Raw genomic sequence first — 12209 nt, 5'->3', positions numbered from 1 at the left:
CCAAATCCACCATTTGTTGGTCTTATAAATTGAATCCATCCCCGGCCGTCGCCGTTATCGACGACGGCCGGGGATAGAGTAACTGCGTCAGGCATGTTAGCCAAATCATTTCGCCTGACCAGGCGAAAGCGAGACGATCATTCACCAGAGTTCGACCGCCCCGACGTGGTCTGTTTACTAAAAACCTTTATTTTCTAAATCCGCCTCTTATGCAAAAGTGTGCATTGCTTTTATTCCTTATTTTTTTCACAGCTTGCCGTACATCCAAGAATGAACTTGTATCGGACAAGACCTCAATTAGCGGCATTTACCCGCACCTGGCCTACTACAACAACGAAGGCGAATGTGGCACCGGAGCCGTGGTACCCTGGGCAGGAAGCCTGTGGGTAGTTACCTACGGCCCGCATTTTCCATACGGGTCTTCGGACAAGCTGTACGAGATCACGGATGATCTGAAACAAATTATCCGCCCCGAAAGTACGGGCGGTACTCCCGCTGACCGGATGATTCACCGCGAGAGCAATCAGCTTTTTATCGGCCCGCACGCCATCGACAAAGACCGCAACGTCAGGACGGTTTCGTACAAAGAGGCACCGGGACGTTATACCGGGCTGGCCCGTCACCTGACCGACCCGGCAAACAAAATTCTGCTGGCCACGATGGAGGAGGGTTTTTACGAAGTGGATGTCAAAACCCTGAAAACGAAGCTACTTTATACAGACGGCAACGTGTTGCGGAGAGAAAACGACATGGCGCAATTTGGCCCCCTCCTGCCCGGAGCCCACGGAAAGGGGTACTATTCCGGGCAAGGTGTGGCCGTGTACTCCAACAACGGTGAAGCATCGCAGAAGGCTTTAAAGCAGTTCGACATTGAGTCAGGGGCTTTGGCAGAGTGGGACGGCAAGGAATGGAAGGTTGTCCGCCGTAATCAGTTTGTAGAAGTGACTGGTCCGGGGGGTATCTACGGCAATGCCAATCCCGCTACCGACCCGATCTGGGCCACGGGCTGGGATCACAAGTCGGTACTTCTGGGAGTGCGCGATGCTGAACAGGGATGGAGTTTCTTTCGCCTGCCCAAAGCCAGCCATAGTTACGACGGCGCCCACGGCTGGAACACGGAATGGCCCCGCATCCGTGATGTGGGTACCGAGGGCAAGCCCGATTACCTGATGACCATGCACGGAATGTTCTGGAAATTCCCCCAAACTTTTACCGGAAAAAACACGGCGGGTATCCGCCCCCGCTCGGCGTATCTGAAAGTTATTGGCGACTATGCCCGCTGGAACGACCGTCTGGTGTTCGGCTGCGACGATTCGGCGCAAAAGGAGTTTTTGAACACCCGAAAAATCAAGGGTGATATCGGTGGACCGGGTCAGTCGAATTCCAACCTGTGGTTTACCTCCCTGAGCCAACCCGACGAGTTGGGCCCCAGTACCGCACAGGGGGCAGTGTGGCTATCTGAAAATGTGGAAGCCAACACCCCTTCCGACCCCTTCCTGTTTGCTGGTTGGGACAACCGCATGGCCTGGGTGAAAAACGAAGGCACCCAATCGGCGACCTTCGCATTTGAGGTGGATAAGTCAGGAAACGGCGATTGGCAATCGCTGCGTTCGGTAAAAGTAGAGCCAGGTCAGTCGCAGGCAGTTGTTTTTGAAGGCAATGATCAAGGCGAATGGGTGCGCGTAAAAAGCAATAGCGCGACCAAAGCCACTGTTAACTTCAACTACCACGATGCATCCCGTTTTGTCAAAAATCAGGATAAGATGTTTACTGGTTTGACCGGCGTCGGCACTTCCGGGTACTTGGGCGGACACATGTATGGCCTGGGTGATGACCGCCGCGCCCTCGGGTTGCTGGCAGGGGCATTTTCAAACGGCAAGTACATCGAAAGCGGCTACTACGAACTGGACAGCCAACTGAACCTGGTCAAGAAAGACGACCCCGGAACGGCGAAGTTTATCCGTGAAAAATTCGCTATTCCCAAAGATGTAGTCCATGTGGAAGCCTCTTCCGTATTGATTGTGGATGACAGCGGTCGTCGCTGGCGGCTGCCGCTTGGTGATGACAAATTCACCAAAGAAATCAACGCGGGTAATCTGCGAATCGCCCGCGAGGTGGCCACCGAGCGCGACTTACTAAACGCCCACGGTACTTTCTACGAACTACCTGCCGAGAACGCCGACGGGTTTGCTAAAATCCGGCCCGTTGCTTCACACTCGCTGAGTATCCACGACTACGCTTCCTACCGGGGGCTTCTGGTGATGACTGGTTTGAATAAAAATACCAATGCAGGCCAACACATCGTCACCTCGGCAGATGGACAAGCCAAAGTATGGGTCGGGGCAATCGACGACCTCTGGAAACTCGGCAAACCCGTCGGGCATGGTGGACCCTGGAACGATTCCCAGGCAAAAGCCGACATCCCTTCCGACCCTTATCTGATTGGTTTTTATGATCAAAAAAGTCTGCAGTTGACACACAAATCTTCGCAGCCAGTTACCTTTCAGATCCAGGTCAATCCCATCGGTCACGGGCCATGGATGACGTACAAAGAAGTGACGGTAAAGCCCGGTGAAACCTTTTCGTACTCATTTCCAAAAGAATTCGAAGCGCGGTGGATTCGGTTTGCGGCGAGTGAGGATTGTACGGCGACCGCCTGGCTGAAATATGAGTGAAAAGCATATGAAAAAGAGCTTTGAGAAAGCGATCGCACAGCACTAGAAGAAGGCCATGATGTCTTCCAAACGCTAAAACACACTCGGGAAATTACGCTGGCAGGCGTCTGCGCGTTTCGACCGCAGACGCCATTTAATCAGGGAGAAGTCACCAGCAAGTTTTCAGGACCGGATACTTTGGGGCTTATGCCGGTAAAATCTACAAAAGCCGAAAAAGCTTTTTGGTTGTCCGATTGAATACGGGCTTTTTTAAAGCGAAACCCGGATCCCTCCCCCACATAAACGGATTGTAATTCATGATCACCCGTAAGGGTAACTACACCATACCTGCCCGTGAAGCTGATGCCCGAAGGCTCGTCCTCGAAGGAAGCGTCAGGTTTATCTGCCACTATAACGTATTGAACAACCGTGTTCCCCGAGACATTTGAGGTTATTTTCAAAGCTTTCAAAACGTTGTTTTGCCTGATACTCTCCACCGACTCTACACTCCCCTTGTCAGCAGAGTAAGGTTCATACACTACCGCAAACGGTTGCTGCCATGCTCCTCCCTTCTGCCGTATTACCAGCGTAGGGTTATCCCGCTCCCCATAAGGTTTCGCGACTTCCCTGGACAGCGGTGATACAGCTCTGGTGTACTCCCGATCTTTGGGGTTATTGATGAACAACTTCATTTTTACTGGCTTTTCACCCAGTCGATTAGCCGAAAACAATGCCGTAACCTCCCCGCCATCCCGCAGGCGGGCCGTTTCCACCTGCTTGAAAAAGTGCCACCCCGGATGCCTGAACGTCCGATTCCGTACCCACTCTTTTGCCGCCGGGGCCCTAAACCGCACCGAGTCTTTTTGGAAGTCAACTGTCCTGCCGCTGTGTTCCAGGATAAGCTTGTCGGCCAGATTTCGGTAGATGTAGTCGTGGTACTCATCGGGGAGGTCTGATTTTGACCTGAAAATATCCACGTAATAGCCCGTAGTGGGAGAAGTTCTGACAATTCCCAGGGTGCGTTCCTGCGCAGCTTCGGCTTTCTCTCCTTTATCATCCCTGAATTGGCTGGTGCTGAAAGAATAGTTTTCTGATACCGGCTTTTTCCTGACCTCTGGCTCAGCGGCTATCCGCTCGACCCGGTTTATGCCGAGGTTGACCCAGCCCCCGTCGGTTTCGGAGGCTCCATTGACAACGACGGTATTGTGGCTGGCAAACAGGCGATAGTAATTCTCGTGCAAATCCGTGGTGTAAGTACCACGGCCCGCTTTGGGGCCCAGCACGTAGCCTTGGCCGTATAGTTCCATAGTCATGCCCGAGCCATGACCGTGCACGTGGGCTCCACCGCCCACAAACCCCATCAAAGCATCCTCTGAACGGCCCGTCGGAGACAAATTCCTCTGCAATGTGATACCCGCAAAGGGTAGTTCGTCCGTAACGGGCAAAGGGTAGTTTTTCACTTGGCCCGCGATAACCGGTGCGTGCCACAGCAAATGCAGCGGTTCCCGGTACACTTCGGCTCCATAGTTTCTTTTCCCAAGCCGACCTCTGTCGTATGTTTTGTGGTGAATCGCACTATTGAGCAGATTGCCAAACTCAGTCATCATCTTTTGGTTTTGGCTGAGCTGACCCAAATGGTAAGCTGTCTCGAATGAATCGTAATCCGACTCGAAATGGCGGTGGCCGTCGCCGAAAAGCACGGTTTCATCACCGTTTGGATACGTCAGATAATAGGGTGTGGTAAGCGCGAAAGGGATTTGGGGGTACTTGTTGCCCAGGTTGAGGGTAGGGTCGTTCTTGGTCAGCAAGGTCATCAGGTAGGTAGAAAGCGAGGCGACCGCACCGGAATACCCCAGGCTTTCGGGCCAGAAGCCCCGATAATCGAGGTAGTGGCCGGCCACTTTTTCCAATGCATCCTGATGAGGCGTATTTTTGGTGAGGTAGTATTCCAGGAAACTATCGCGTTCATGGTCATCGCTGAGCGCAAGGGTGTTTCCCACCAGACTCGACGATTCCAGTACGGGCCAATTGTTATTTGTCCCCCCCTGTTCCAAGGCCAGTTGGATATACGTTTTGAAGACGTTGTCAGCGTGGGGGTGCGAGAAAGCTACCTTTTTTTTCTGAGCGATATCGTAGGGCATCCCTCCTTTCTGGATGAAAGGGTACACAAAGTCATAAATGATGGGAACGGCAGCTCCGATTTCGCGTGCTTCCCGCAAATGATCCTCCGGGTAGAGGTAGCCGCCGCCGTTGTGCCCATTGGGATTGGGCTTTATCTGGACCAGCCCCTCGATAAGGGTATGGAGTACATCCAGGCTGAGTTGGGCGTACGCTTCGTCGTCGGTGAGGAAATACAAAACCGCACAATCGACGCCCGTCATCATATAATGAAGTACATTCAGGCGACCCGTTGCCACCTCACCGTTGAATCCGGTGATTGGTAGTATTGGTGGAATTGTGCCCGTTGTCCGGGTCCAGTCCAGCGGCATCTTGTCGAGGTACTTCCCGGCGTCTTGTTGATGGAGAAGCAGATCGCTTTCTACCCGTTTTTTGAAAGCTTGGTAGTAATCAGCAGCCCATGCTTGGCTTTCTATTTTATCCAGAATTGCTTTCCTGTCAGACGCCTTTACCCAGATCATGGGCCGCTGAACTCCCTGGGCTACGGAAGAATTGAACGTCCCCGCCCCCACAAAAGACACGACGAGCACTATGGAGAATACATATTTCATACCCAGGAAACTCAAAAGGGTCTGTTTCTCACATAGTCGTTCAGGATGTGTCCTATGCCATTATTGAACCGGAAATTGTGCGACCTCACGTTGGCGCTGCGGACTGTAGTGCTCAGGCTGGTCGTGTTATTTACCGAAATGGAGTACCGGTCATTCCGCTGTAGCACTATTTTTCCGTCCTCTCCGGAAATCAAAGTCTGGAACATGTACTCCTGATTGATGACTTCCAGGGTTGGTATTTGCAAGATGTACTCCTCGACAATATGGTACAGCAGTACGTTCTTCAACCGCCCAACATCGGCATCTTTCAAGGTTTTCTTGGTAGAGCCGGTAAGTGTCTGAAGGATTTCGTTGGCGTCATCGAACGCATTGTTGTTCAGGAGCAAAAAAGTTCGTTTGTCCCCTTTTCGGTTGAACTCTTCTTTCAAGCCGGTAAGCTCGATGGCTTCGATCAGGAAGTCAAACTTGTACTGATCGACCGCGGCCAGTCCTCCGGGGCTTTTCTGGGTCTGCAGCCAATCCCAGACCGTTTGATTTTCGAACGTAGCCAACGGAAAAACCTCGGGCTGAAAATCATACGGTTTCTGAACTTCCAGGTCGCAGCCTGTCATCAGAAGTACTAACCCAGAGCAGGTTAGAATTTTTAGTAAGCTTTTTACTTTCATGATTTTCCAATTTTATTATTTACACGAATCAGTAGCCTGTGGTTTGGGTGAGCAGGGGGTTGTCGATCAGATGTTTGTCAAAAATCGGGAAGAGCAGCTTTGCCTCCGTCTGGCCATTGATCGGCCCCATCACCTCTACGGCTTTTCCGGTGCGGCGCAAGTCCCACCAGCGTACTCCCTCCCCGATCAATTCCAGTTGCCGCTCGTTCAGGATCAGGTTTTCAACGGCCGCTTTGGTAGTGTAGTCCGTCGCTTTTGCGAGTGGTAGTTGCCGGGCAGTCCGAACCTGGTTGACATACTCGATGGCTTTCGCAGAATTCCCCAGTTGGTTCTCAGCTTCCCCCAGCAGGAGCAGAGAATTGGCATAGCGGAACACGTGAATATTGCTGTCGTCAAACGAAGGCGAGATATTGGTCTTGGTGTATTTGGCCAATCGCGCCAAACCGATTTCCCGGCCGGCTTCCCGGCTTTCCAAGTACCGCCAGTCGCCGTAGATGGGCTTGCCATCGGGTCCCTTTGTTTTTGGCACGAAGGTGGGGTACCTGGTGACCCAGCCGAGCGAGTCCACCGGAAATTCGGCGAGCCATCTGGTTTCCAGGGCGGGGGAAATATAATAGGTAGGCAGTCCGGCAAAAAACACGCTGTAAATCCCCGATCGGTCGGAGTCCTCTGTGACGCTGTACTTTATAGAAAAAATAAGTTCGGGGCCTGTCATAAATTTGCCGCCCTGCCCGGGATCGTTGAGGAACATTTTGGCCCAGACATCGCGGGTGGTGGCGAGGCTGAACGCATTCAGGCCCACCAGCCGGGTCAGGGCTGCCTTGGCTTTTGTGAAGTCTTTCAGGTACATGAATACTTCTCCCTGAAACGCATACAGACTGGCTTTTGAAAAGCGAAAGGGATTGACGGTCTGAACCATCAGTTGTTCCGCTTTCTCGATATCCGGCAGAATTACGTTGTTCAGAATCTCGGAGGCTTTGGTTTTGGGCTTCAGGATTTCCTGATCCAGACCCGTGATGGCCTCGGTAAACAAAGGCACGTCGCCCCAAACCCGTATCGCATGAAAGTAAGCATAGGCGCGAATGGCGTGCGCTTCGGCCAGCAGTTGCTTATTGTAGCCCGGAATCTGAGGTATTTTTTCGATGGCGATATTGGCCCGGGCGATAATGAGGTAGAAATTATTCCAGCGCAACGTCCCGGAATTTGCCGCCGAAAGGCTGTTGGTCAGCAGTTCCAGCCCATCGGCCGAGGGAGTGGCGGAGGCCACAAAATTATCGGCCCGAAACTCACCCCAGGCATAGTACTTGGAATTGTAGGTCTTCTGCATGGCGTCGTAAATGGCCGACACGCCGCTTTCTGCATCCGCATTGGTTTTCCAGAACTGCGCATCGGAGAGCTGGCTGTAAGGCTGTTCGTCCAGGACACTATCGCAGGAACTGACCAGCCCCAGAAGGGAAAGGCTTAGAAAAGTGGCAAGTATGTATTTAGCGGGCTTCATGAGCTTCGGTATCTGTTTCATAAAAATTAAAGGCCGATTTTTATACCGACGATAAAGTCTCTTTTGTTAGGGTACCTCAGGTTGTCCTGCCCGATCTGCAGGGCATTGCCCCGTGAGCCCAACTCCGGGTTGAACCCGGGGTAGTTGGTGAACGTGACGATGTTGTTGACCGAGAAAAATACCGAGGCATTGTCGATGAAACCGGTTTTCTTGGCAAACCGGACGGGTAGTCTGTAATTCAGGCGGACGTTTCGCCAGCGGATGTACTCCCCTTTGCTGACATACTGGGAGTTGGGGCCTAGCCTGTTTTGGGTCCGGTTGCGGTCAAGGCTGGCGTACTCGGCGATGTCGCCGCTCTGCAGCCACGCGCCTTCAATGCGCTCGGGGCCGGGGGTTTCGTTGGCAGAGTTCAGGTCGTTACGCTGCTGATCGTAGTTTCTGAAAATGTCGTTGCCAAACTGGTAGTCGATCAGGGCAGAAAGGGTGAATGATTTGTATTTGAACTCGTTGGAAAAGCCCCCGAATATTTTGGGAAGACCGTTGCCTATAACCTGACGATCGAAACCGTTGATCACGAAGTTATTGTCCAGGTCCTGCCAGTAAATATCACCACCGCCCAGGGTGGTACTTCCCACCTTCAACTGGTTGATGCTTCCGGTGTAGGCACTTCCCCCCAGGGTGTAGCCGTTGAGTTTTCCGGCGTCGTCGAACACGGGGGTAAGCTGCGTACCGTCGTCAGCGAAAGCGTTGTGTTCCGTCGTGGGAAAGATGCCAAGGTTTTTATACCCATATATATTCCCCAGAGATTCACCCTCTTTGATGAAGAAATTTCCGCTTTGGAAACCATCCTCGTCGGCCAGTTCCAGTACTTTGTTTTGGATGAATGAAACGTTGAAGCTGCTGTACCACTCAAAGCTCCCTTTTCTCAGGACAATGCCTCCCAGGTTAAGATCGACCCCTTTGTTTTCGACCGAGCCAATATTCTGCCGGGCTTCCGTAAAGCCCGACTCCTCGGGCAACGGAACGTCGTACAATAAATCCCGCGTGACTTTTTTCCAGAAATCGACATTGAAGTTCAGGCGGGTCTTGAAGAGGGAAAGATCGAGCCCGAGGTTGCTCGAAACGGTACTTTCCCAGCCCAGATCAGGATTGGAAAGTTGGAAAGTAGCCACGCCATTCGTACCGTCGTAATAAAAACCGGGGCGGTAGAGCAGCAATGATTCGTAGTTCCCGATTCGTTCATTTCCGGTGGTTGCATAGCTCGCTCTGAGCAACAGATTGTCGATGAGTGAACCGCTTTTAAGGAAAGCTTCGTCACTAATGCGCCAACCCGCCGAAAAAGAAGGAAACAAACCGTACCGCTTGTCAGCACCAAATCGTGAAGACCCGTCTCTGCGCAGCGTTCCTTTTAGCAGGTACTTGCCTTTGTAATCGTAAGAAAGGTCGCCGAACACACCCAGTAAGGAATGCCGGTACTTATCGGTGTTGGTCTGCCCCAGGTTCAGCTCCGCTACGTTGTTGAAGGTTTCAATATTATCCGAAAGGAAGGAGATGGCCCTCAGATTGGAAATTTCGTCGTTCCACCTTTGGGTGGACATACCCGCCAATGCGCTGATCGTGTGGTTGCCCAGTTTCTTTCTGAAATTGAAATAGTTCTCCTGCAGGATGTCGTAGCTCAGGGCCTGAAATTCACTCCCCGTAGCCGGACGACCGACCGTCTGCACTATGGAAGGATCGAAATCATTGTCCTTCCTCAACCGGAAATTCACCCCCAGAGTAGTTTTGAATGTCAGGGAGGGCAGGATTTCCAATTCTATAAAATTAAATGCCTGGGCGCGGAAATTTCGCTCGTCCCTGCGGGTAAACAGCGCCTCTGCAATGGGATTCTGCCTTCCGGCGATTTCGGGCGTATAGGTTCCGTTAGGCTCGAAGATCGGGAAGTAGGGAATCCGCTCAGCGATCTGCTGGAATACCGTGTTTTCGTTCAGGCCCTTGGTCAACTCGTAGGACAGGTTGAGGGTGGTGCCTGCATTCACTCGCTTATTGAGCTCAATATTCAGCTTATATCTTGAATTAAGACGAGTGTACTTGCTATTCAGGACTACCCCTCCTTCGTTCATATAGCCATTGTTCCAGTAAAAACGCGTCTTGGGGCTTCCGCCGCTCAGCGACACATTCACCTGGTCGCGAATACCGGTTTGCGTGAGAAGATCCTGTAAATCATGCGAGTTCTGATACACCAGGCTCAATGAATCGGCATTGCGCTGGTCAGGAGCATTCCCGCCCCGGACATTTTCGTAGAAAAACCGCTGCCGGGTGTTGGCCGTAGGGATTGAACTCGCCAGTGTGCCATAGACTCTTGTATAATCGACATCCAGCTTCAACTCACCGGGCTTGCCGGACTTGGTAGTGATAATTACCACGCCATTGGCCGACTTTGATCCGTAAATGGCCGCCGAAGCACCATCTTTAAGCACTTCGATGGAAGCAATATCTGCCGGATTTAAATTATTGATGTCGTCCAATTGCTGCCCATCCACGATATAAAGCGGATTGACGCCACCCGAGAAGGTGGAAGTACCCCGGATCCGGATTTCAGCTCCCGCACCGGGGCCGCCGTTGGACGAAATCTGCACGCCGGCCAGTCGGCCCTGCACCGCATCGAATGCGTTGACGGGGGTAGTTTGCTCGATCTGATCCGCTTTCACCGAACCCACCGACCCCAGGATGTTTTTTCGGGTGGTGGTATTGTAGCCCACCACTACCACCTCTTCCAGACTCTTGAGATCTTCTCCCAACACTACATCCACCGTGTTGCGATTTCCTACGGTGACCTCCTGCGAGACAAACCCGACAAAGCTGAATACCAGCACCTGCGCTTCGCCATTGACATCCGGGATTTCCAGAGAATAGGCTCCTTCGGTATTGGTGGTCGTACCCCGGCTGGTCCCTTTGATGATCACGTTTACGCCGGGCAGGCTCTCCCCTTTCTCGTCCGTAACCCGCCCCGTGACAGTACGGTCCACTACCTGGACGGGCCTGCGATTGGCAAGCAAACTGACGCCTCCGGACGTTTTTATAGCAATATTGGCGGAGGAAGAAGCGGCACTTTCCTGGTGCACATCATTCAGGATGCCTGTGTCTGACTGACCCGTGCTTTCCCCCTTCGACACGACGACATAGGTACTGCGGTCTATCTTTTCGAATAAGAGCCCATAAGGCTTCAGAACTGCTTTAAGAGCGTCTTCGACCTTTTTTACCGGACGGAAAGTACCGGTTTTCCCATCCAGCAAGCGGGCGTCGGCCAGTATGTTGATCCGGTAGTGGGCTTCCAGTTCGCTCAGTATCTTTTTGAGCGATTGGGCGGGGGCTCCCTTGTCAGCTGTTTCAGCTTGTAGCTGGGGAGGACTTTGGTAGCTCAGCAACATACTATGCGCCAGGGTCTGACCGCACACGATCTGCGTAGTCAACAACCAGAAGCCGCTTAGTAGTAAAGTAATGTTTCGGTTCATAAGGATTGAAATCTGGTGAAATTCAGGAAAAGTCAGTGGGCTTCGATCAGAAGTTCATCGCCACGTTCGGTGATTTGTAAATCAAAAGCTCGGGACAGCGCTTTCGTCAGTCGGGTCAGGTCGTCGCTGGGTATGGTTCCGGTAAGGCGGCGGCTCATCAGGTTGGCGTCGCCAAAAGTGACCGTCTTTCCGTAAGTGTGCTCAATAATCTCGGCCACCTCAGCGAGTGGGGTGTTGTCAAACACCAGCCGGTTATCCCGCCAGGCATCATGAAGTTGGGTGTCGGTCTGCTGCCGGCTGACAAGGCCGTTGCGCTGTGAATAAACGACCGCCTCGCCGGGAGTCATGTCGAGCAGAAGCTGGCTGTTTTCGGTAGACCGGAGACGGACTTTACCCTCTTCCAGCACAACCTGGGTGCGTTCGGCCCGATTGAGGACATTGAACTGCGTGCCCAGAACTTCGATGGCCAGTTCTCCGGCCCGGACGGTAAATTTGATTGGCTTCCCAGCTACCTGACGTTTGGCGACGTGGAAAAAGGCTTCTCCTTCGAGCCAAACCTGCCGGATTTCCCCTTCGGGCCAATCAGGTTGGTAGCGCAAGGTAGAGTTGGCATTCAGAGTGACTTCTGAACCGTCGGGCAGAAAGAAGTTTCGCTTTTGACCGAAATCAGTTTTGAGGACGGTCTGGCCGGGGTGACTCAACTGCTGAGTTAGAAACCAACCGCCACCCGCTAAAAATAGCACCGCCAGCATGGCAGCCACGGCAAAAGTACCTCTTTGCCATCCGGCGAAGATCGGGTAGCGAACCGGGCTGGGCTCATAGGAAGAATTGTTGACGGGCAGCTGCTCTATAAGCCGCCGAAGCTCGGCTTCTTTGTCGGGAAGGGGCTGGGTGCGCTTTGGTCCGGCGAGTAGCCTGACCAGTTCGGTGGCTTCCTGAATCTCATTTTCCTTGTGAGGATGCCGGGCCAGCCAATTGGTCCAGAAAGCTACCGCCTCAGGGTCAGTACACAGAACATAGGCCTGAAAGGAATCATCCAGGACAAATTCAGAAACATGATAGTGATTGTAGGGCATAGGTTGCGACAGCGCTCATTTTCGCTGTTTTGCCCATACCACGGAATAAATGAAACGATCTACCCAAAATTTTAT

General features: G+C 52.5%; 6 protein-coding genes. 1 reads left to right on the top strand and 5 read right to left on the bottom strand.

All coding sequences use genetic code 11. From position 1 onward, the window contains the following. Positions 1–209 precede the first annotated feature (209 nt). Entirely contained in the window at positions 210–2675 is a 2466-nt protein-coding gene (locus IE117_RS14610; RefSeq protein WP_189565168.1) for a hypothetical protein, read from the top strand. A gap of 137 nt (positions 2676–2812) precedes the next feature. On the opposite strand, the gene IE117_RS14605 is transcribed toward IE117_RS14610, so the two are convergent. From IE117_RS14605 to IE117_RS14585, 5 genes are read right to left on the bottom strand one after another with little or no spacing between them, the layout of a single operon-like run. After that, the gene (locus tag IE117_RS14605) at positions 2813–5383 is read right to left on the bottom strand and encodes an endo-acting ulvan lysase-like protein (RefSeq protein ID WP_189565167.1); all 2571 of its coding nucleotides are present in this window, start codon (positions 5381–5383) and stop codon (positions 2813–2815) included. A gap of 11 nt (positions 5384–5394) precedes the next feature. Continuing rightward, positions 5395–6048, bottom strand: coding sequence for a fasciclin domain-containing protein (locus IE117_RS14600; protein ID WP_189565166.1), 654 nt, complete (start codon positions 6046–6048; stop codon positions 5395–5397). Between the two features lie 28 nt (positions 6049–6076). Beyond that, positions 6077–7567 (bottom strand): RagB/SusD family nutrient uptake outer membrane protein, encoded by a 1491-nt coding sequence (locus IE117_RS14595; protein ID WP_189565165.1) that lies wholly within the window; start codon positions 7565–7567, stop codon positions 6077–6079. Positions 7568–7572: 5 nt separating this feature from the next. Continuing rightward, complete coding sequence (locus IE117_RS14590; protein ID WP_189565164.1) at positions 7573–11058, bottom strand: SusC/RagA family TonB-linked outer membrane protein; 3486 nt, start codon at positions 11056–11058, stop codon at positions 7573–7575. Positions 11059–11090: 32 nt separating this feature from the next. Then, positions 11091–12134 carry a FecR family protein gene (locus tag IE117_RS14585; RefSeq protein ID WP_189565163.1) on the bottom strand — a complete coding sequence of 348 codons (1044 nt, stop codon included), beginning with the start codon at positions 12132–12134 and terminating at the stop codon, positions 11091–11093. Positions 12135–12209 lie beyond the last annotated feature (75 nt).

The organism is Persicitalea jodogahamensis (assembly GCF_014651615.1).
GTDB classification, from domain to species: Bacteria; Bacteroidota; Bacteroidia; order Cytophagales; family Spirosomataceae; genus Persicitalea; species Persicitalea jodogahamensis.
This window is presented reverse-complemented; position numbering and strand designations above follow the sequence as displayed.